Annotated in this window: 15 protein-coding genes; 4 read left to right on the top strand and 11 right to left on the bottom strand. The window is 73.2% G+C overall.

The window, feature by feature from the left end; translation table 11 throughout:
• On the bottom strand, nucleotides 1-723 hold a 723-nt coding region (locus ACFY3N_RS26835; protein WP_390819296.1), incomplete at its 3' end, for a maltotransferase domain-containing protein.
• A gap of 826 nt (nucleotides 724-1,549) precedes the next feature.
• Here ACFY3N_RS26835 and ACFY3N_RS26830 point away from each other — a divergent pair.
• Complete coding sequence (locus ACFY3N_RS26830; protein WP_390819295.1) at nucleotides 1,550-4,168, top strand: glycosyltransferase family 1 protein; 2,619 nt, start codon at nucleotides 1,550-1,552, stop codon at nucleotides 4,166-4,168.
• 219 nt (nucleotides 4,169-4,387) lie between these two features.
• Here ACFY3N_RS26830 and ACFY3N_RS26825 read toward each other — a convergent pair whose 3' ends face one another.
• From ACFY3N_RS26825 to glgX, 8 genes are all read right to left on the bottom strand, one after another.
• Nucleotides 4,388-4,909, bottom strand: a complete 522-nt coding sequence (locus ACFY3N_RS26825; protein WP_390819294.1) for a DUF1990 family protein — start codon at nucleotides 4,907-4,909, stop codon at nucleotides 4,388-4,390.
• Nucleotides 4,910-4,981: 72 nt separating this feature from the next.
• Nucleotides 4,982-7,027: a M4 family metallopeptidase gene (locus ACFY3N_RS26820; protein WP_390819293.1), complete on the bottom strand. Its 2,046-nt coding sequence runs from the start codon at nucleotides 7,025-7,027 to the stop codon at nucleotides 4,982-4,984.
• Nucleotides 7,028-7,272: 245 nt separating this feature from the next.
• Entirely contained in the window at nucleotides 7,273-7,518 is a 246-nt protein-coding gene (locus tag ACFY3N_RS26815) for a hypothetical protein (RefSeq protein ID WP_390819292.1), read from the bottom strand.
• Nucleotides 7,519-7,640: 122 nt separating this feature from the next.
• Nucleotides 7,641-9,491, bottom strand: coding sequence for an ABC transporter ATP-binding protein (locus ACFY3N_RS26810; RefSeq protein WP_390819291.1), 1,851 nt, complete (start codon nucleotides 9,489-9,491; stop codon nucleotides 7,641-7,643).
• The gene (locus ACFY3N_RS26805; RefSeq protein ID WP_390819290.1) at nucleotides 9,488-11,314 is read right to left on the bottom strand and encodes an ABC transporter ATP-binding protein; all 1,827 of its coding nucleotides are present in this window, start codon (nucleotides 11,312-11,314) and stop codon (nucleotides 9,488-9,490) included. The genes ACFY3N_RS26810 and ACFY3N_RS26805 overlap by 4 nt, the downstream gene beginning before the upstream one ends.
• A gap of 177 nt (nucleotides 11,315-11,491) precedes the next feature.
• The gene (locus ACFY3N_RS26800; RefSeq protein ID WP_390819289.1) at nucleotides 11,492-12,892 is read right to left on the bottom strand and encodes a sulfatase; all 1,401 of its coding nucleotides are present in this window, start codon (nucleotides 12,890-12,892) and stop codon (nucleotides 11,492-11,494) included.
• A 65-nt stretch (nucleotides 12,893-12,957) separates the two neighbouring features.
• Complete coding sequence (locus tag ACFY3N_RS26795) at nucleotides 12,958-13,053, bottom strand: putative leader peptide (RefSeq protein ID WP_390819288.1); 96 nt, start codon at nucleotides 13,051-13,053, stop codon at nucleotides 12,958-12,960.
• Nucleotides 13,054-13,129: 76 nt separating this feature from the next.
• Nucleotides 13,130-15,382 carry a glycogen debranching protein GlgX gene (gene glgX, locus ACFY3N_RS26790; protein WP_390819286.1) on the bottom strand — a complete coding sequence of 751 codons (2,253 nt, stop codon included), beginning with the start codon at nucleotides 15,380-15,382 and terminating at the stop codon, nucleotides 13,130-13,132.
• 187 nt (nucleotides 15,383-15,569) lie between these two features.
• Here glgX and ACFY3N_RS26785 point away from each other — a divergent pair, with 187 nt between their 5' ends.
• The 3 genes from ACFY3N_RS26785 (at nucleotide 15,570) to ACFY3N_RS26775 (ending at nucleotide 19,856) form a co-directional block, all read left to right on the top strand.
• Entirely contained in the window at nucleotides 15,570-16,790 is a 1,221-nt protein-coding gene (locus ACFY3N_RS26785) for an Ig-like domain-containing protein (RefSeq protein WP_390819285.1), read from the top strand.
• 237 nt (nucleotides 16,791-17,027) lie between these two features.
• On the top strand, nucleotides 17,028-18,185 hold the full coding sequence (locus ACFY3N_RS26780; protein WP_390819304.1) for an Ig-like domain-containing protein: 1,158 nt from the start codon (nucleotides 17,028-17,030) through the stop codon (nucleotides 18,183-18,185).
• A 351-nt stretch (nucleotides 18,186-18,536) separates the two neighbouring features.
• Nucleotides 18,537-19,856, top strand: a complete 1,320-nt coding sequence (locus tag ACFY3N_RS26775; protein ID WP_390819284.1) for an MFS transporter — start codon at nucleotides 18,537-18,539, stop codon at nucleotides 19,854-19,856.
• On the opposite strand, the gene ACFY3N_RS26770 is transcribed toward ACFY3N_RS26775, so the two are convergent.
• On the bottom strand, nucleotides 19,843-20,622 hold the full coding sequence (locus ACFY3N_RS26770) for a GntR family transcriptional regulator (protein WP_390819283.1): 780 nt from the start codon (nucleotides 20,620-20,622) through the stop codon (nucleotides 19,843-19,845). The two genes, ACFY3N_RS26775 and ACFY3N_RS26770, sit on opposite strands and share 14 nt — an antisense overlap.
• Nucleotides 20,619-21,161, bottom strand: coding sequence for a GntR family transcriptional regulator (locus tag ACFY3N_RS26765; protein ID WP_390819282.1), 543 nt, complete (start codon nucleotides 21,159-21,161; stop codon nucleotides 20,619-20,621). Before ACFY3N_RS26765 ends, ACFY3N_RS26770 begins: the two co-directional genes overlap by 4 nt.
• Nucleotides 21,162-21,258: the final 97 nt, after the last annotated feature.

Here is a 21,258-nt window from a genome sequence, read left to right as displayed (position 1 = left end):
CAGCGGCAGCGGGTCGCTGCTGGTGACCAGCTCCCGCAGCGGATGCCGGGCCAGCACCGCCTCCACCTCCGGCGTCAACGCCGCCGCCAGCCGGGACGCCGCCGGACGGTTCTCGTCACGCAGGGCGTCCACGGCGGCGAGGAGGACCCCGCCGGCTCCGGAGTCGGGCACCCCGGCCGCCGCCCGCTCGTGCAGCCGGGCGCCCTCCTCCAGGACGACCTCGGTGTCCATGCCCGCCGGGATCTTGATCCGCGCGTGGTGCCGCCAGGTGGTGACCGGGTCGCCCCACGCCTCCACGGCGTACGTCCACAGCCCCGGCTCCCCGGCGGTGACGGTCGCCCCCCACCTGTCCGTGCCGGGCGCGAGCTCCCGCATCGGCGTGAACGGCCCCGGACGCCCCTCGGGATCCCTCAGCACCACATTGGCGGCCACCGCGTCGTGCCCCTCCCGGAACACGGTCGCCGAGATCTCGAACACCTCACCGGTCACGGCCTTCGCCGGCCGGCGCCCCTGCCGGACCATCGGCCGGACGTCGAGGACGGGGATGCGCCCCACGGCGGTCACGGGGCCCGGGGACGGGCGCGCGGGAGCCGGTGCCCCGGAGGGGGGCGGCGGTGGGGGACCGGCCTCGGCGGAACGGGCCGGAGAGGAACCGGCGCCGTGCTCCACGGGTGTCCGGGCGCCTGGTGTCGGGGGGGATGACGAGTGGTGCTTGGCGGGCATGACCGCTCCTGTCCGCGTCAACGTGGGTGGGCGGATGACTGTGGGGAGGTGGGTCCTGCGTGGTGTTGCTGAGGGGGTACCCGCAGGAGCCTTCCCACACTGTTCGGGTGGGCAATCCGGCGCTTTGTTAACTACTCACGCGTATGTCGACACACAAGACCGGCCCCCTCCGCACGGGACGGAGCCGGTCGTCGGTGGGCCCGCTCCCACGGTCCCCGGCGCCGTCCCGGGCGTCCGGGACTTGGTACCCCGCGGGGGTGCCGTCATGCGCGCGGAACCCGGAGCGGCCGGCTCGGCGAGCCGGGCCCGCGCCCGGCCGCCTTCCCGCTCACCGTGCCCCTGGCCAGCGCGTCCGCCGCCCGGGCCGGGTCCGCCCGCCGGTGCTCGGCGGGATGCGGCGCCGCCGCGCCCGCCGCGTGCGGGGGTGCCGCCGGCGTACCCGGGCGGGCGGCCCGCGCGGTGGCGCCCGCGGCGGAGGCCGGGGCCACCGAGGCCCCCGGAGCGGACGAATCGGGGGTGGAACGGAGGTGGGAAAAGGCCGGTTTCTTGTCCTGTCGGCCGGTCGCGCCGACCGTGACGGCCCGTTTCACGCCCGCCGGTGAGCACGGGGCGGTCGGCCGCCCTCGTTCCGTGGGGGGTGCGAAGCGCGACGAGTACACCCATGGGGGCGGAATCGGCCATGTCCGCCATGGGGTGAATCGTTTGGTCGCGGGTAGGGAGGTACCCGTGTCCCCCGGCTTCCCGCGCGGACCGTGCCCGCGCGGGTACTGTCGGCAACGATGCCCGGACGCACACCGCGTCTCTCACGAACGCGCCGAGGTGGCTTGTGAAGGCGATCCGTCGATTCACCGTCCGACCCGTGCTCCCCGAACCCCTCCGCCCCCTCAGTGACCTGGCCCGCAATCTGCGCTGGTCCTGGCACCCATGGACCCGTGACCTGTTCCGTTCCGTCGACCCCGAAGGCTGGGCCGCCGCCGGCAGCGACCCCGTACGGCTGCTCGGCGGCGTGGCGGCCGAGCGGCTCACCGAGCTGGCCGGTGACCGTGACTTCCTGGACCGTCTCGACGCGGTCGCCGGCGATCTGGACGCCTACGTGACCGGCGACCGCTGGTACCAGGCGCAGACCGACCGGCTGCCCGCCGCCGTCGCCTACTTCTCCCCGGAGTTCGGCATCACGGCCGCCCTGCCGCAGTACTCCGGCGGACTCGGCATCCTCGCCGGCGACCACCTCAAGGCCGCCAGCGACCTCGGCGTCCCCCTCATCGGCGTCGGACTGCTCTACCGGCACGGCTACTTCCGCCAGTCCCTGTCCCGGGACGGCTGGCAGCAGGAGCACTATCCCGTCCTCGACCCCAACGAGCTGCCCCTGGACCAGCTCAAGGAGCCCGACGGCACCCCCGCCCAGGTCGCCCTCGCCCTGCCCGGCGACCGCTCGCTGCGCGCCCGGATCTGGGTGGCCCGGGTGGGCAGGGTCCCGCTGCTCCTGCTGGACTCCGACGTCGAGGAGAACGACCCCGGCGAACGCGGGGTGACCGACCGGCTCTACGGCGGCGGCAGCGAGCACCGGCTGCTGCAGGAGATGCTGCTCGGCATAGGAGGCGTCCGCGCGGTACGCGCGTACTGCGAGCTGACCGGGCACGCCGCGCCCGAGGTGTTCCACACCAACGAGGGCCACGCCGGTTTCCTCGGTCTGGAGCGCATCGCCGAACTGTGCGCCGGGGGGCTGGACTTCGACGCGGCGCTCGAGGCGGTCCGGGCGGGGACCGTGTTCACCACCCACACCCCCGTCCCGGCCGGCATCGACCGCTTCGACCGCGAACTGGTCGCCCGGCACTTCGGCCCGCACGCCGAACTGCCGGACATCGAGGTCGACCGCATCCTCCGGCTCGGCCTGGAGAGCTACCCCGGCGGTGATCCCCACCTGTTCAACATGGCCGTGATGGGCCTGCGCCTGGCCCAGCGCGCCAACGGCGTCTCCCTGCTGCACGGCGACGTCAGCCGTGAGATGTTCGCCGGACTCTGGCCGGGCTTCGACCCGGAGGAGGTGCCCATCACCTCCGTCACCAACGGTGTGCACGCGCCCACCTGGGTCGCCCCCGAGGTGCTCCGGCTCGGCGCCCGGCAGATCGGCGCCCGGCGCACCGAGGAGGCGCTGAGCGTCGGCGACTCCGAGCGCTGGGACTCCGTCGCGGACCTCGCCGACCAGGACGTCTGGGAGCTGCGCCGGTCCCTGCGGGAGCTGCTGGTCCTTGAGGTGCGCGAGCGGCTGCGCGCCTCCTGGCGGCAGCGCGGCGCCGGCACGGCCGAGCTGGGCTGGATCGACGGGGTCCTCGACCCGGACGTGCTGACCATCGGCTTCGCCCGGCGTGTCCCGTCGTACAAGCGGCTGACGCTGATGCTGCGCGACCGGGACCGGCTGACGGAACTGCTGCTGCACCCCGAGCGGCCGGTGCAGATCGTGGTCGCGGGCAAGGCGCACCCGGCGGACGACGGCGGCAAGCGGCTCATCCAGGAACTGGTCCGCTTCGCCGACGACCCGCGCGTGCGGCACCGGATCGTGTTCCTGCCCGACTACGGCATGGCGATGGCGCAGAAGCTCTACCCGGGCTGCGACATCTGGCTGAACAACCCGCTCAGGCCGCTGGAGGCGTGCGGCACCAGCGGGATGAAGGCGGCGCTCAACGGCTGCCTCAACCTGTCCGTGCTCGACGGCTGGTGGGACGAGTGGTTCCAGCCCGACTTCGGCTGGGCGATCCCCACGGCGGACGGGGCCGGGACCGACCCGGACCGGCGCGACGACATAGAGGCCGCGGCGCTGTACGACCTGCTGGAGCAGCGGATCACGCCGTGCTTCTACGAGCGGGGGCGCGGCGGGCTGCCGGACCGGTGGATCGAGATGGTGCGGCGGACGCTGAGCCTGCTCGGGCCGAAGGTGCTGGCCGGGCGGATGGTCCGGGAGTACGTGGAGCGCCTGTACGCGCCCGCCGCCCGCGCCCACCGTGCGATGGACCCGGACTCCGCGCGCTCCCTGGCCGCGTGGAAGGCGCGGGTGCGCGGTGCCTGGCACGGTGTGACCGTCGACCACGTCGAGACGTCCGTGACGGCGGCCACCGCGGAACTCGGCACCACGCTCGCGCTGCGGGTGCGGGTGGGGCTGGGCGCTCTGGAACCGGAGGACGTCGAGGTGCAGGCGGTCTCCGGGCGGGTGGACGGGGAGGACCGGATCACCGATGCGACGGCGGTGCCGCTGAAGCCGGTGGGCGCGCCCGATCCGGAGGGACGCTGGGTGTACGAGGGGCCGCTCGCCCTGGACCGGACGGGGCCCTTCGGGTACACGGTGCGGATCCTGCCCGGGCACCGGTTGCTGGCGTCCGGGGCGGAGCTGGGGCTGGTGGCGGTGCCGTCGGAGGATGTGGCGGAGGCGGCGGGGTTATTGATGCGGTGACGTGTGCACTGGCTGGGGGCGGTGCGGAGGTGCGGTGCGGTGGTGCGGTGCGGTGCGGCCCGCTGGGGGTGCCTCCCCCAGAGGGGGCACCCCCAGCGCCCACCCGTGCCGCCCTGGGGGCACCTCCCAGGCCCTTTGGGCTCTGGGGGAGGCACGACTGCCCGCAGGCTGCCGGGGTGGGTGGGGTGAGGGGGCGACTGCCCGCGGGCTGCCGGGGTGTCAGTTCTCCTCGGTGTCCCGGGTGGCCAGGCGGCGGAGGACCTTGCCGCAGCGGCGGGCGTAGGCGTGCTGGAGGCCGCGGGTGGCCGGGCCGCCCGCGCGGGCGTACCAGCGGGCCGGCCTGCTGAACGCCTCGACGGTCAGCCACACCGTCCCGTCGCCGGTGCGGTCCACGACGAACGACTCCTCGCCGCACTCGGGGTGCCCGGTCAGGGTGCCGTACGCCCAGCCGGCCCTGCGGCGCTCCTCCACCGTCCACACCACACGGCAGGGTGCCTTCACGACCCCGGCGAGGGTGATGGTGACGTCGACGTCCGGGGCCGCCCGGTCGGCGGCGGTCTCGACACCGACCCCCAGCTCCCGGTGCAGCTCCCAGGTGAGCAGCGCCCGGGCCGCCTGCCGGAAGACCGCCTCGCCCTCGCCGAGGCGGGTGCGGACGTGCATCGCGTGGAAGCCGGGGGGACAGAAACCGGGTTCCCGGGTCCCGCCGACGTGGTCGTAGGTGAAGTCCGCCGAAGACATGGGACCCAAGAGTAGGGCGGCGCCCACGCCTCGGAGAAAGGCGGGGCGCCGCGCACGCCACTCGCTCCCGGTTTACGGGAAGGTGAGCTTCCACCCGCTGAGGTAGCCGGTGTCGTACCGCGCCGCGTCCTGCACCCGCAGCTGCCAGGTGCCGTTGGCGGTCTCGGAGGAGGCGTTGACCGTGTAGGTCTCGTTGATGTTGTCCGCCGAGCCGCCGGTGCGGTTCCTCAGGCGGTACGCCGTGCCGTCCGGGGCCAGCAGGTCGACGACCAGGTCACCGCTGTAGGGGTGCACGATGTCCACCGTGACCTGGAGGTTGGAGGGCGCGTTGCCCGTCCGCCCGGAGACGGTGATCGGGGACGTCACCGCGGAGCCGGCGTCCGGGATCGACACGTCGGTGGTGCTCTCGAAGGACGTACCGCCACCGCTGCCGCCGCCGGAGCGCGTGCCCACGTTGACGGCCGCCCAGGCGTCCTGCACCGCCTTGTACTCGGCGCTGTCCGTGCCGTACAGCTCACCGGTCGCCGCCAGGGTGCCGGTGCGGGCGCCCGCGTAGGTGGTGGTGGAGGTGAACTTGGTGGTCAGCGCGCGGAACCAGATCTTCTCCGCCTTGGCGCGGCCGATGCCGGTGACCGGGAGGCCGTCGGAGGTGGGCGAGTCGTAGGCGACACCGTTGACGGTCTTGGCGCCGCTGCCCTCGCTCAGCAGGTAGAAGAAGTGGTTGGCGGGGCCGGACGAGTAGTGCACGTCGATCGAGCCGATGCCGGAGTACCAGCTGTCCTTGGACGCGCCGTCCCGGCTCGGCCTGTCCATGTAGCGCAGCGGGGTGCCGTCGCCGTTGATGTCGATCTCCTCGCCGATGAGGTAGTCACCGACGTCGGAGGAGTTGTCGGCGTAGAACTCGACGGTCGTGCCGAAGATGTCGCTGGTCGCCTCGTTCAGGCCGCCGGACTCGCCGCTGTAGTTGAGGCCCGCGGTGTTCGAGGTCAGACCGTGGGTCATCTCGTGCGCGGCCACGTCGATCGAGGTGAGCGGGTTGGCGTTGCCGGAGCCGTCGCCGTAGGTCATGCAGAAGCAGCTGTCGGACCAGAAGGCGTTGACGTAGTTGTTGCCGTAGTGGACCCGGGAGTAGGCGGCCGCGCCGTCGCCGCGGATGCCGCTGCGGCCGTGCACGTTCTTGTAGTAGTCCCAGGTCAGCGCGGCCCCGTAGTGGGCGTCGGCGGCGGCCGACTCCAGGTTGGACGGGCTGCCGTCGCCCCAGACGTCGTCGGAGCCGGAGAAGAGCGTGCCGGTGCCGGAGGTGCCGCGGTTGAGGTTGTACGTCCTGTGCCCGCCGCGCGCCCCGTCGGTGAGGTTGTACGTCGACCCGGACTGGGTGGTGGTCAGGCCGACGGTGCCGCTGTAGACGGTGTGGCCGGTCCCGTTCCGGACGGCCTCCCACTCGTACAGCTTCTCGCCCGTGGTGGCGTCGGTGACGACGTGCAGCTCCTGCGGGGTGCCGTCGTGCTGGAGGCCGCCGACGACCGTCTCGTACGCCAGGACCGGCTCGCCCCCGGCGGCCCAGATCACCTTGCGCGGGGCCCGGTCGACGTCGGCGCCCTCGGCCTTCTCGGCCTTCGCGGCGGACAGGGCCTGCCGCTCGGCCTTCGCGGCCGGCACCCCGGCGGTGGTGGTCGCGGGCTTCACCGCGGCCCGGGTGGCCTTGACGACGGAGTCGGCCGCGCCGGCCGTGTCGCCCTGGACGACCAGGTCGCCGCCGAGGACGGGCAGGCCGTCGTAGGTGCGCTCGTAGCGGACGTGCACGGTGCCGTCGCGGTCCTTGAGGACGTCACGGACGACGAGCTTCTCCTTCGCGCCCAGACCGAGGTCCTTCGCGGTCCGCGCCTTGGCGGCGTTCGCCTCGCGGATCAGCTCGGCGCGCTGGGCGGGGGTGAGCCGGACCGACTCGGAACCCGGCTTCGCCTTGCTCGCCGCCGCCGGCGTCCGCTCCGGGGCGGCGGTGGCGCTGCCCGACTGCACGGCGGTGGCGATCAGCGCGGCCACCCCGGCGAGGGCGACGGCGGCGGCGCGGCGGTGCGTGGTGCGGGGGGTGCGTCTGTGGGACGACCTGCTTCTCAACGCTGACTCCTTCTGCGTGGCCGCGGATCGCGCGGCCTGGGGAGACCGGACGGCGGGTGGGCCGGCCGGGCAGAACGGAAGTGCTCTGAGCCGTGGCCGCCGGACAGCGGTGGACGGTGTGGTGGGGTTGCTGTGGAGCGGCCGTGGGAAGAGTGGCAGGGGATCGCGGTTTCTGTCAGGGGCGCGTCAGAAATTTGGCCGGAAACCGTTCGTTGTCCGGGAGTTCACGTTCGATATGCGAACCGTTACGGGAGGGCCGGGCCCCGGTCCCCGTGCCAGGAGTGCCAGAGCGCCGCGTACGCCCCGCCGGCCGCGACCGGGGCGTCGTGCGTGCCGAGGGATCCGGACCGTCGCCCCGCTCCGCCGCGCGGCGCCCGGGCCGGCCCCTCCACCCGGGCGAAGGACGCGCCGCCGCTCCGCACCTGCTCGACCCGCATCGGCACCTCGTCCAGCGGCCCGCTCCACCGCAGCAGGTACAGGGCCGCGCTCACCACCGCCCCGGCTGCCGCAGCACCAGCCGGCACAGGTACCGGACCCCGCCCCGGCGGACGGGCGTGCCGGGGTCCTCGTACGCGTCGATCACCGCTCGTTCTCCCCCTGTGCGCCGTCGCGGCTACGCCAGACTGTCCCGCCAGGCCCGGTGCAGATCGGCGAACCTGCCCGTCCCGGCGATGAGTTCGGCCGGGCTGCCGTCCTCCACGATCCGTCCGTGCTCCATCACCAGCACCCGGTCGGCGATCTCCACGGTCGACAGCCGGTGGGCGATCACCACCGCCGTACGCCCTTTCAGCACCGTCGCCATCGCCCGCTGCACCGCCCGCTCGCCGGGGACGTCCAGCGAACTGGTCGCCTCGTCGAGGATGAGGACCGCCGGGTCCGCGAGCAGCGCCCGCGCGAAGGCGACCAACTGGCGCTGACCGGCCGAGATACGGCCGCCCCGCTTGCGTACGTCGGTGTCGTAGCCGTCGGGGAGCGCGGTGATGAAGTCGTGCGCGCCGATCTCCTTGGCCGCCTGCTCGATCTCCTGACGGGTGGCGTCCGGCCGCCCGATCGAGATGTTCTCGGCGACCGTGCCGGAGAACAGGAACGCCTCCTGCGTCACCATCACCACCTCGCGCCGCAGACCGCGTCCGGTGAGGTCGCGCAGGTCCACCCCGTCGAGCAGCACCCAGCCGTCGGTGGGGTCGTAGAAGCGGGCGAGCAGCTTCGCCAGGGTCGACTTGCCCGCGCCGGTGGAGCCGACGACCGCGACGGTCTGCCCGGCCGGGAGGGTGAGGCCGAAGCGGGGCAGCACCTCGCCGCCGGTGCGGTAGGCGAAACGGACGCCGTCGAAGACGACCTCGCGGCCGGGGAGCCCGGAACGCCGTTCCGGCAGTTCGCGGGGGGCCGACGGCTCGGGCACGGACGGGGTCTGCGCCAGCAGGCCGGCGATCTTCTCCAGCGAGGCCGCCGCCGACTGGTAGGAGTTCAGGAACATGCCGAGCCGGTCGATCGGGTCGTACAGCCGCCGCAGGTACAGCACCGCCGCCGCCAGCACACCGAGCTCCAGTGACCCGTCCGCGACCCGGTAGGCGCCCCACAGCACGATCAGCGCGACCGTGGTGTTGGCGGTGATCCGGGAGCCGACGACGTAGCGGGCCATCTCAAGGAGCGCGTCGCCGTTGGTCCGCTCGTGCCGACGGTTCAGCACCGCGAACTCGGCGTCGTTGGCGGCCTCCCGGCGGAAGGCGCGCACCGGCCGGATGCCGTTCATCGTCTCGACGAACTTCACGATCACCGCCGCGATGACCGTCGACCGCTTCCGGTACACCCGCCCCGCCCGCCGCCGGTATGACCGTACGAGCAGGTACAGCGGCACGAAGGACGCCACCGCGACGGCGCCGAGGCCGAGGTCCAGCCAGAGCAGCAGCACCGAGATGTAGACGGCGGAGAGGATCACCATCACCAGTTCCTGCAGGCCCTCCTCCAGCAGCTCCCGCAGGGACTCGACGTCGGTGGTGGAGCGGGAGATCAGCCGGCCCGAGGTGTAGCGCTCGTGGAAGTCGACGCTGAGCGCCTGCGCGTGCCGGAAGATGCGGCCGCGCAGATCGAGCAGCACGTCCTGGCTGACCCGGGCGGAGGCGGTGACGAAGGCGTACTGCAGGGCGCCGGCCGCCACCGCGCACAGCAGGTAGCCCACCGCCACCGCGATCAGCGGCCCGTGGTCGTCGCCGCGGAACGCGGGCACCGCCCGGTCGATGGCGTACGCCACCAGCAGCGGGCCGGCCTGCACCGCGGCCTGCTGGAGCAGCAGCAACAGCGCGGTGACGGCGACCCTGCCCCGCAGGGGCGACAGCAGGGAGCGCAGCAGTGCGCCGGTGGCGCCCGGGGGAGCGGGCAGCTGGTCCCGGTCGAAGGGGTCGTCGGAGGGCGGGGTCCGGTCGTCGTCCTCGTCCCGGGCGGGTGCGGTGGTGGCCGCCGTCATCGCTCGTCCTCCTGTTCCCCCGCGGGGGCGCCGGACATGAGGTGCGCGTACTCGGGGTTGCCGCGCAGCAGTTCGTGGTGGGTGCCGACCGCGGTGATCCGGCCGCCGGAGAGCAGGGCGACACGGTCGGCGAGCAGGACCGTGGAGGGGCGGTGGGCCACGATGAGGGCGGTGGTGTCCGCGAGCACCCGGCGCAGCGCGGCCTCGACGGCGGCCTCGGTGTGGACGTCGAGGGCGGACAGGGGGTCGTCGAGGACCAGGAAGTCGGGGCGTCCGACGACGGCGCGGGCCAGCGCGAGCCGCTGCCGCTGACCGCCGGAGAGGCTGAGCCCCTGCTCGCCGACCTGGGTGTCCGTGCCCTGGGGCAGCGCGTGCGCGAAGTCGGCCTGGGCGACGGCGAGGGCGCGCTCCAGGTCTTCGTCCCCGGTGCCGCCGCCCATCAGTACGTTCTCGCCGACGCTGGCCGAGAAGAGGGTGGGTTCCTCGAAGGCGACGGCGACACGGGAGCGCAGCTCCTCGCGGGACATCTCGGTGATGTCCGTCCCGTCGAGGGTGATCCGCCCCTCGGTGACCTCGTGCAGGCGCGGCACGAGCGCGGTGAGCGTGGTCTTGCCGCTGCCGGTGGCGCCGACGAGGGCGAGGGACTCGCCGGGACGGATGTGCAGGTCGACGCGGTCGAGCACGGGCAGGGACCCGGACGGCGCGTCGGGGTAGCGGAAGGTGACGCCGTGGAAGACGAGCCCGTCTCCGCTCTTCCGCGGGCGGTCGTGCCGCGCGAGCGGGCGGACCCCCATCGCCCCAGCGGCACGACTGCCCGCAGCCGCGGAGGATTCCGGCTCCGCGTCCATCACCTCGAAGTACCGTTCCGTCGCCGTCGCCGCCTCCTGGCTCATCGCCAGCAGGAAGCCGATCGAGTCCACCGGCCAGCGCAGCGCGAGCGCGGTCGACAGGAACGCCACCAGCGTCCCCGCGGACAGCGACCCGTCCGCCACCCGCACGGCCCCCAGCACCAGCGCCGCCCCGATCGCCAGCTCCGGCAGCGTCACGATGACGCCCAGGATCGTCGCCAGCAGCCGCGCCTTGTGCAGCTCCGTCCCCCGCAGCTCCCCCGACAGCTCCCGGAACGCCCGTGCCTGACTGCGGTGCCGCCCGAACCCCTTGATGATCCGGATGCCGAGCACGCCCTCCTCGACGACCGTCGTCAGATCACCCACCTGGTCCTGCGCCAGCCGCGCCGCGCCTGAGTACCGCTTCTCGAACACCACGCACGTGACCATCACCGGCACGGCCGGCACCAGGACGACCAGCCCCAGCGTCCAGTCCTGGACCAGCATGATGATCACGCCGACGATGATCGTCACCCCGTTGACCAGCAAGAACGTCAGCGGGAAGGCCAGGAACATACGCAGCAGCATCAGATCCGTCGTGGCCCGCGACAGCAACTGCCCCGACGGCCACCGGTCGTGGAACGCGACCGGCAGCCGCTGCAGATGCCGGTACAGACCCGCCCGCATCTCCGCCTCGACGTGCGACAGCGGACGCGCCACCAGCCACCGCCGGAACCCGAACAGCAGCGCCTCCGCCAGCCCGAGCAGCAGCAGGTACAGCGCGCCCAGCCACACCCCCGCCGGATCCCGGTCGGCGATCGGGCCGTCCACCATCCACTTCAGGACGAGCGGGATGACCAGCCCGATGCAGGAGGCGACGACCGCGACGAACGCGGCGCTGAACAGCCGCGCCCGCACGGGCCGCACGTACGGCCACAGCCGCAGCAGCGTACGCACGGTGGAGCGGGATTCCGGGGGAGAAGGTGTAGTGGGCATCAGCAGCGAGCCTACGGATCGCCACCGGCCCTGCCCACCGAGTTTTGGCCGGACCGCCCTCCACCGCAGGTCCTACGACCTGCGCGGACGGCCGGTCGCACCGTCCGGGCCCCGGGAGCCGTATCACTCCGTCAGCCGATGCGCGCGGGTCCTGCGGCTGCCTCCCGTCCGGCCGGGTCAGGACGCCGGGTAGGGCAGCAGAGCGGCGTCCACCTCCTCCCACGCGGCCCGCAGCTCGGCCAGCAGCGCGGGCCGGGCGGCGGCGAGGTCGGCCTGCTCACGGGCGTCGGCCGCGAGGTCGTACAGGTGGTCCCCGCCGTCCGCGCCGCGGTAGTACTTCCAGTCGCCGCGCCGCAGCGCCCGGTTGCGCCGCACCCGCCAGAACAGGTCGCGCCCGGGCAGGTCCTCGCCGCGCAGCAGGTATCCGGCGAGGCTGGTCCCGTCCAGCGGGTACGCCGGGTCGGGCCGGGCGCCGGCCAGTTCCAGCAGGGTCGCTGTCCAGTCCGGAGTGTAGAGGGGCTCGTGGCTGACCTGGCGGCTGTCGATCCGGGCCGGCCAGCGCAGGAGGGTCGGCACCCGGATGCCGCCCTCCAGCAGTTCCGACTTGCCGCCGCTGAGCGGCCACTGGTAGGAGAAGCGCTCGCCGCCGTTGTCGCTGGCGAAGACGACGACGGTGTTCTCCTCCTGCCCGGCGCGGCGCAGCGCGGTGAGCACCCGGCCGACGGCGGCGTCCAGACTCTCCACCATCTCCTTGTACTTCGCCACCGAGCCGCCGTCGTTGTGCAGCAGCGCGCGCACCCCGCCGCCGTCCCGGATCTTCGCGGCGATCTCGGCACCCGTCTCCGCGTCGTCCTCGGTCAGCCACGGCCAGTGCGGGGTGGTGAAGTTGAGGTTGAGCAGCCAGGGCCTGTCGTGGTCACGGGAGACGTACTCGACGGCCCGTTCGGTCAGGATCGTGGTGTAGTAGCGCAGGTCCTCGTACTCGGCGTCGCCCTCGTACAGGTCGTACTCGCCGAGCTGGCCGAGCTTGGAGAAGCACTCCAGGGCGCCGCCGAAGTTGCCGAAGAACTCGTCCCAGCCGGACCTGGTGGGGCTGTAGTCCGGCAGGAAGCCGCAGTGCCACTTGCCGATCAGGGCGGTGGCGTACCCGGCCTCCTTCAGCAGTGAGGCGAGCGTCGGGTGGCCCGGCTCCAGGCCCTGGGTGCGGTTGCCGATCGGCTCGGCCAGCCCGCCCTCGGTACGGCCCGGGAAGCGGCCGGTGTAGAGGCTGAACCGGGTCGGGGAGCAGGTCGCCGAGCCGGAGTAGGCCTGGGTGAACCGCACGCCCTGGGCGGCCAGCCGGTCCAGGTGCGGGGTCCTGATGTGCGGGGAGCCGTACGAGGACAGATCGGCCCAGCCGAGATCGTCACCGAGGACGAACAGGATGTTGGGGCGTCTGCCGGGCCGGCCGGCGGCGCGGGATCTGAAGGGGCGTTCGGCGGGCGTGGCGGCTTGGGCGTCGGCGGACGCGCCGGCGACGGCCGTCACCGCGCCGCCGCCGACCAGGCCGGTGAAGGCACGACGGGATATTTCAGGCATGCGTGATCCCCGGGAGGAAAGAGGCGGTGGAGAGGAGGAAGGAGTGAGGGGAAAGCGGGCACGCGTCAGCGACAGAGCGCGCCGGACTGCCGGCACAGGTCGACGTGGCGTCGCCGCACGAGCGCGACGCGCACGCACCGGCGGGCAGTGGCAGTCCTCATGACCAGGGACGTTCCCAGGCGCGCCGCAGGCCGGTCAAGAAGATCGCCGCCGATTTCACGGAGCCGCAACGAGACGTCAGCCGACGGCCTTCAGCAGCAGCACCGTCCGGCCCGGCACCGTGACCCGGGTCTCCGCGCGGTGCTCCACCCCCGGCGCCCGGTCCTGCTCCTCCCGCGCGGTGTCCACGACCACCTCGTACCGCTCCGCCCACGGCGGCCCCGGCAGCTCGAACTCCACCGGGTCGTGCCCCGCGTGCAGGACGGCCAGGAAGCTGTCGTCGAGGACCGGCGCCCCGTGCTCGTCGCGCCCCGGGATGTCCCGCCCGGAGAGGTACATGCCGAGCGTGGCGGCCGGCGCGTACCAGTCGTCCTCGGTCATCTCCGTGCCGCGCGGGGTGAACCAGGCCAGGTCGCGCAGCCCGTCCGCGGAGTGCGCCCGGCCGGAGAAGAAGGCCCGGCGGCGCAGCACCGGGTGCCGGTGGCGCAGGGCGATCAGCCGGGAGGTCAGCTCCAGCAGGGGCCGCCAGTCGGGGTCGTCCACGAGCGTCCAGTCCACCCAGCCGATCTCGTTGTCCTGGCAGTAGGCGTTGTTGTTGCCGCGCTGGGTGCGGCCCATCTCGTCACCCGCGACCAGCATCGGCACGCCCGTCGACAGCAGCAGCGTGGTCAGCAGGTTCCGCAGCTGCCGCCGCCGCAGGGCTCGTACGCCCTCGTCCTGGGTCTCCCCCTCCGCGCCGCAGTTCCAGGCGCGGTTGTCGTCCGTGCCGTCCCGGTTGCCCTCGCCGTTCGCCTCGTTGTGCTTGCGCCCGTACGACACCAGGTCCCGCAGGGTGAAGCCGTCGTGCGCGGTGACGTAGTTGACCGAGGCGTACGGCCGCCGCCCGCCCCAGGCGTACAGGTCGCTGGACCCGGACAGCCGGTAGCCCATCTCCCGCACGTCCGGCAGCGCGTGCCGCCAGAAGTCCCGTACGGCGTCGCGGTACCGGTCGTTCCACTCCGTCCACAGCGGCGGGAACGCGCCCACCTGGTAGCCCCCGGAGCCCACGTCCCACGGCTCGGCGATCAGCTTCACCCGGCGCAGCACCGGGTCCTGGGCGATCACCGCGAGGAACGGGGAGAGCATGTCGACGTCGTGCATCGAGCGGGCCAGCGCCGCCGCCAGGTCGAAGCGGAAGCCGTCGACGCCCATCTCCGTCACCCAGTAGCGCAGGGAGTCCGTGATCAGGCGCAGGACGTGCGGCTGGACGACGTGGAGGGTGTTGCCGCAGCCGGTGTAGTCGGCGTACCTGCGCGCGTCGGGCTGGAGGCGGTAGTAGCCGCGGTTGTCGACGCCCTTCAGGGAGAGCGTGGGGCCCAGCTCGCCCGCCTCCGCGGTGTGGTTGTAGACCACGTCGAGGATCACCTCGATCCCGGCCGCGTGCAGCGCCCGCACCATCCGCTTGAACTCGCCGACCTGCTGCCCCCGCGTCCCGGAGGCCGCGTAGCCGGCGTGCGGGGCGAAGTAGCCGATGGAGTTGTAGCCCCAGTAGTTGCGCAGCCCGCGCCGCAGCAGGTGGTCCTCGTGCGCGAACTGGTGCACCGGCAGCAGTTCCACGGCCGTGACGCCCAGCCTCACCAGGTGCTCGACGGCCGCCGGGTGCGCGAGACCCGCGTAGGTGCCGCGCAGCTCCTCGGGGACGCCGGGGTGCCGCCGGGTGAAGCCCCGGACGTGCAGTTCGTAGATCACCGAGTCCGCCCACGGCGTCTTCGGCCGGCGGTCGTCCGCCCAGTCGTCGTCGTCGTGGACGACGACGCCCTTGGGGACGTACGGCGCGGAGTCGCGGTCGTCGCGCACGGTGTCCGCGACGTGCTGCTCCGGCCAGTCGCGGACGTGCCCGTACACCTCCGGCGGCAGCCGGAAGTCCCCGTCCACCGCGCGGGCGTACGGATCCAGCAGCAGCTTCGCCGGATTCCAGCGGGCGCCGGTCCACGGGTCCCAGCGGCCGTGCACCCGGTAGCCGTAGCGCTGCCCGGGCAGCACCCCCGGCACGAAACCGTGCCAGATCTCGTGCGTCAGTTCGGTGAGCGGGGCCCTGCTCTCCCTGCCCCGCTCGTCGAACAGGCACAGCTCGACCCCCTCCGCCCCGCCCGCCCACAACGCGAAGTCGGTCCCCGCCACCCCGTCCGGGCCGACCCGGAACCGGGCGCCCAGCGGCGTCGGCCGGCCCGGCCGCACGGGCACCGTGGGCACGGGCGGCGCCGGCCGCGCGCCGTTCACGACGACGGCCGGGCGCCCGTCCCCGGTGGCCCGTTCCGAGGCCACCGCCTCCTGCTCGGCTGCGCTGGACACCTGTCAGCCTCCCGCGGCTCGTGGGGGACGACGGCGGACAGGGGGCACGGCCCGTCGATCGGCTCGGCCGCGGCTCCCCGGCGCGTCGTCCTCCCCCCTGTTCTGCCCAGAGCGTGCCTCGCACTCACGTTTCCCCGGGGGGCGGCATGGTCGTTTCCCGGAGGCGAGGCCCGTCGTTGGGCACCGCGTGAGGTACGTACAAGGGCGCGCACGGCGCGCGAGGGCCGCGCTGGCCGCCGTAGTGACATGGGCAGGACTGCTGACCGGGGCCGCCGGCTGCACCGCGGACGGCACCGTAGGCGGGGCGTCCGGGCCCCCGGCCGCCGGGGACGTCATCCGGGTGTCGCCCGACGACGGCAGCAGGGGCGTACGCCCCGGCTCGGCGCTGCGGGTGCGCGTGCCGGACGGGCGGCTGGAGTCGGTGAAGGTCGTCGTGGAGCAGGACGCGCGGGAGTCACCGGTCCCCGGGCGGATCTCCGGCGACGGGCTGACCTGGAAGCCCGACGACGAACGGCTGGCGCTGGCCGCGGAGTACACCGTCGACGCGGTGGCGGTGGACGGCGACGGCCGCCGCTCCGCCCGGCACACCACCTTCACCACCCAGGTCCCGGAGGAACGCTTCATCGGCTACGTCGCCCCCGAGGACCGCTCCACCGTCGGCACCGGGATGATCGTCTCCCTGGAGTTCAACCGGAAGATCGTCCACCGCGCGGCCGTCGAACGCGCCGTCCGCGTCACCTCCCGCCCGGCCGTCGAGATCCGCCCGCACTGGTTCGGCGACTCCCGCCTCGACTTCCGCCCCGAGCACTACTGGAAGCCCGGCACCGAGGTCAGCGTCGACCTGAACCTGCGCGACGTCGAGGGGGCGCCGGGCGTCTACGGCCTCCAGCACCGCACCTTCACCTTCACCGTCGGCCGCAGCCAGGTGTCGGTGGTCGACGCCGCCGCGCACACCATGCGCGTGCGGCGGGACGGGGAGCTGCTGGCCACCGTGCCGATCACGGCGGGGGCGCGGAAGACGCCCACGTACAACGGCAGGATGGTGATCACCGAGATGCTCGAGGTCACCCGCATGGACGGCCGCACGGTCGGCTTCGGCGGCGAGTACGACATCCCCGACGTCCCGCACGCCATCCGCCTGACCGGCTCCGGCACCTTCCTGCACGGCAACTACTGGGCCGACGCCGACGTCTTCGGCGACTCCAACGTCAGCCACGGCTGCATCGGTCTGCGCGACGTGAAGGGCGGCGGGGCGGACACCCCGGCGGGCTGGTTCTTCGACCGCAGCCTCGTCGGCGACGTCGTCGAGGTCGTCAACAGCAAGGACAGGAAGGTCGCACCGGACAACGGCCTCGGCGGCTGGAACATGAACTGGGAGAGGTGGAAGGCGGGCGGCGCGGTGAAGTGACTCCCCCGGCGGGCCGTCGAACTTGGAACGGAACGGTGACAAACCCGCCGCCTCGAACCGCTCTGGCCTGTGGTTACTATGCCCGAGCGCGCGAGGGGCGCGCGGGGGCGCGGGTCCGGCAGGGACTGGGTCCGCCGAGGGGAGAAACAAGTGAACGTGGGGCCCATATCGGGGGCGACGCCGGTCGGCGCGCGGGGGCGAGGCGGAAGGAAGCTGGCGGCGCTGGCGCTCGGCGTGATGCTGGCGGTGACCGCCTGCGGCGGCGGGGGGACGGATTCCGGCTCGGGCGACGGCAAGGGCAAGGGCAAGGACTCCACCGCCGCGCAGAGCAAGCAGTCCGAGGCCGTGGTCGGCATCGCGCCCGAGGACGGCGCGAAGTCCGTGGAGACCAGTGGCGCGCTGAAGGTGAACGCGAGCAGGGGCAAGCTCACCGAGGTCGTCGTCAAGGACCCGGACGGCGACACGATCGACGGGAAGATATCCGGCGACGGCGCCACCTGGACGCCGTCCACCCACCTGGCCGCCTCCACCAAGTACACGGTGCACGCGGTCGCCAAGGACTCCGAGGGCCGCACCGCGGCCGAGGACTCCAGCTTCACCACGCTGACGCCGAAGAACACCTTCATCGGTCACTTCACCCCCGAGGACGGTTCCAAGGTCGGCGTGGGCATGCCGTTCTCGCTCCGCTTCACCCGGGGCATCACCAACCCGGAGGACGTCGAGAAGGCCGTCCGCGTCACCACCGAGCCGGCCGTCGAGGTCGAGGGCCACTGGTTCGGCAACGACCGCCTCGACTTCCGTCCCGAGAAGTACTGGAAGGCCGGCACCAAGGTCACCGTCGACCTCAACCTCGACGGCGTCGAGGGCCGCGACGGCGTCTACGGCGAGCAGTCCAAGACGGTCTCCTTCACCATCGGCCGCGAGCAGGTCTCCGTCGTCGACGCCAAGAAGCTCACGATGAAGGTCATGCGGGACGGCAAGCTCCTCAAGACCATCCCGGTCACCACCGGCGCGCCCGGCTACGAGACCTGGAACGGCAAGATGGTCATCAGCGAGAAGCTGGCGGTCACCCGGATGAACGGCGATACGGTCGGCTACGGCGGCGAGTACGACATCAAGGACGTCCCGCACGCCATGCGCCTGTCCACCTCCGGCACCTTCATCCACGGCAACTACTGGGGCGGCGACGCCTTCGGCAACCGCAACGCCAGCCACGGCTGCGTCGGCCTGCGCGACGTCCGCGGCGGCTGGGACAAGGGGGCACCGGCCGCCTGGTTCTTCGACAACTCCCTGCTCGGCGACGTCGTGGAGGTCAAGAACTCCGACGACGCCACCATCGCCCCGGACAACGGCCTCAACGGCTGGAACATGCCCTGGGAGAAGTGGAAGGCGTAGCCCTCCGCGCGCGACGCGTCCGGCCCCGGTGCGAGGTACCGCACCGGGGCCGCTGTCGTCCACGCCCGCGCCCCGTCCGGCCCCGCGGGGCACGGGGCCGCCCGCGCCGGCGCTTAACCGGTTTCCCGCCGGAGCGCCGCGGGCTACTGTGCGGGCAGTGAGTGACCCACGAGGAGCTGAGCACATGGTCGGTCGTCCGAGCGCGCGTTGACGCCGTGGGCCGTCGTCGGCCCGTCATCGCGTGCCGCCCTCGAGCCGTGGCACAGCGAGCCCTTCCCCCGCCCGAACCGTCGGTGCGCCCTGCCGTGCGCCGGACGGCGGGCCGTGTCCTCGGCAACCCAAGGGGTCCCCGTGCCGTCCGGTTCCTCCTCCGTCCCCCGTCGTCCCGCCCCGTCCGGCCTGTGGCGGGACGCCGACTTCCGCCGGCTCTGGGTGGGCCAGAGCGCCTCCCAGCTGGGCGAGCACGCGAGCCTGGTGGTGCTGCCGCTGATCGCCGTCCTGACGCTCCACACCGACCCCGGCCGGCTGGGCGTCCTGCGCGCGGTGGGGCAGGCGCCGGTCCTGCTGCTCTCGCTCTTCGTCGGCGCGTGGGTGGACCGGTGGCGGGCCCGTACGGTGATGGTGCTGGCGGACGCCGGCCGGGCCGTGGTGCTGGGCGCGGCCGTCGTGGCAGGCCTCCTCGGCGTGCTCGGACTGCCGTCCCTGCTCGTGGTCGCCTTCACCGTCGGGGCCCTGTCCGTCCTCTTCGACGTGGCGTACCAGACCTCCCTGGTGCGGCTGGTGCGACGCGATCGGCTGCTGCCGGGCAACAGCGCCCTGGAGGGCAGCCGGTCCGCGGCGCAGATCGGCGGTCCCGCTCTCGGCGGCGCGCTGGTCTCCCTGCTGTCGGCGTCGGTCGCCCTCGCGGCCGGCGCGCTGTTCTTCGTGCTGTCGTTCCTGTCGATCCGGCGGATCCGCCGCCCCGAAGCGGTGCCCGGGCGCGCGGAACGGCCCCCTCGGGTCCGGCGGCGGATCCAGGAGGGCCTCCGCTTCGTCGCCGGTGACCCCCTGCTGCGGACCGTGGGCCTCGCCTCGGCCGCCTTCCAGTTCTCCTTCGCGGCCATGATGACCGTCTACCTGCTCTTCCTGCCCAGGGAACTGCACCTGTCGGGCACCGCCGTCGGGCTGGCGCTCGCGGCGACCGGGCCGGGCGCCCTCCTGGGCTCGCTGCTCGCCGCCCGTCTGCCGGGCCGGTTCGGTCACGGCGCGGTGCTGGTGTCCGCGGCGGCGCTCGGCGACGGCGTGCTGCTGTGCGTGCCCGCGTTGCACGGCCCCGCCGCGGTGACGGTCCCCGCGCTCGTGGCGGTCAACCTCGTGTTCGGCGCCTGCGGCCAGCTGGTCAACGTCACGGTCATGGCCGTCCGGCAGGCCGTCACCCCGGACGGGATGCAGGGCCGCGTCGCGGCGACGATTACCTTCGCCGGCATGGGCCCGACCCCGCTCGGCTCCCTGCTCGGCGGCCTCCTCGCGGAGCGGTGGGGCCTGCGCACCGCCCTCCTCGCCACGGCGGTCGGCATGCTGCTGTCCCCCGCACTGATGGCACTCTCCCCACTCGCCCGCCTGGGACGGACCCTGCCGCCGCCCACAGCGGCAGCGCCGCCAACGGGAAGAGACGAACTCAGTCAGGCGTGAACTCGTACTGAAGCTCGTACAGGTGGCCCGCCTTGACCATGACGGTGGCCTCCACGGGGCGTTCGTCGTCGCTGTACACGACGCGCAGGGTGCGGAGCACGGGGAGATCACTGGGCAGGTTCAGGGCCTGGTACTGCTCCTGGGTGGGGACCCTGGCCGAGACCCGGTCGACGCTCAGGCGTGGTGGGAACCCCAGCCGGCCGAGGAGCGTCGGGGTGCCGCCCCTGATCTTCCGCTTGGCCGTGAGGTCGGTGTCCCGGGCGATGGACAGCGGGTAGTAGGACTTGACCAGTTCGACCGGTTCCCCGTCGATCGACAGGATTTGATGACGTAGTACCGCGGTCTCGGCGCCGTCGAGGCCCAGCGCGGACGCGACATCGACCGGAGGACGGGTCTCGACCACGTCGAGCAGCGTGCTGTGCGCCGGGGCGCCGAGTTTCGCGGCCTCGGCCAGCCAGCGGTACGGCTTTCCCGGCTCCGCGGGAGCCATGTACGCGGCCGGGCGCACCGTTCGCTGCCGGTGCTCGCGAACGGTCACGGCGGACCCGGCGCGGCCCACCACGAGCTGCTCGTCCTTGAGGAGCTGCAGTGCTTTCTGGATGGTCGCGTTCGAGGCGTCGAACCTCTCCTTGAGCTGCGCCGTGGAGGGCAGTTTGGCGCCCGGTGCCAGGTCGCCGCTCATGATTTCGTCGCGGAGATCGGCGGCGATCCGCTCATGGAGCGACCGTCGGTCCGGCGAGTCGGTGTGGGTGATGGGCACTGTCATCCGATCCGGATCTCGTAGCGCAGGCGTTGCCGGTGGGCCGGCATGACCATCATGTCGACCTGAAAGGGCCGGTCGTCGCCGTCGAGCGTGACCCGGCTCAGCAGGAGGACCGGTTCGTCCGGGCTGAGGCGCAGGACTTCGCGCTCCTGCGCGTCGGGCATCCGCGCGGTCACGTCCTCGCGTACAAGGGCGCCGACGTGCCCGTGCTCGGCGAGGAAGGTCACGGCGCCGCCCGGAATCTTCCTCGCCTCGGCGAGGCGGGTGCCCCGGGCGATGTGCACGGGGTAGTAGGTGTTCGTCAACTCGCACGGTCGTCCATCGAGTTCGATCACCCGGCGGCGCACGATCACCGTCGCTTTCGCAGGCAGTTCGAGGAGCGCGGCGACCTCCTCCGGGGCCGCCGTCTCACCGGCGTACGCGATGCGCTGCGTGCCCTTGCCTCCACGGGACTCGGCTTCGGCCGCCCAGGCGTCCGGCCGCCTCTTCTCCCGTGCGGTCAGGTACGGCAGCGAGGAGCTGACCCAGGTGCTGTCGCTCACTGTCTCCTCCAGAGGGGCGGGTGTTCGAGCTTGCCGCTTTACACATTAAGCGAGTCGCCGGAGAGCGCCGCTCTCATCCCTTATCTATCTGCTTTTC

This window comes from Streptomyces sp. NPDC000348 (assembly GCF_042898795.1).
GTDB lineage: Bacteria > Actinomycetota > Actinomycetes > Streptomycetales > Streptomycetaceae > Streptomyces.
This window is presented reverse-complemented; position numbering and strand designations above follow the sequence as displayed.

Excerpts from the sequence above, each read along its gene's own strand:
- ACFY3N_RS26825 (WP_390819294.1), bottom strand. The coding sequence starts at position 4,909 with ATGTCTTCGGCGGACTTCACCTACGACCACGTCGGCGGGACCCGGGAA.
- ACFY3N_RS26810 (WP_390819291.1), bottom strand. The coding sequence starts at position 9,491 with ATGACGGCGGCCACCACCGCACCCGCCCGGGACGAGGACGACGACCGG.
- ACFY3N_RS26805 (WP_390819290.1), bottom strand. The coding sequence starts at position 11,314 with ATGCCCACTACACCTTCTCCCCCGGAATCCCGCTCCACCGTGCGTACG.
- ACFY3N_RS26800 (WP_390819289.1), bottom strand. The coding sequence starts at position 12,892 with ATGCCTGAAATATCCCGTCGTGCCTTCACCGGCCTGGTCGGCGGCGGC.
- ACFY3N_RS26795 (WP_390819288.1), bottom strand. The coding sequence starts at position 13,053 with ATGAGGACTGCCACTGCCCGCCGGTGCGTGCGCGTCGCGCTCGTGCGG.
- ACFY3N_RS26780 (WP_390819304.1), top strand. The coding sequence starts at position 17,028 with ATGCTGGCGGTGACCGCCTGCGGCGGCGGGGGGACGGATTCCGGCTCG.
- ACFY3N_RS26770 (WP_390819283.1), bottom strand. The coding sequence starts at position 20,622 with ATGACAGTGCCCATCACCCACACCGACTCGCCGGACCGACGGTCGCTC.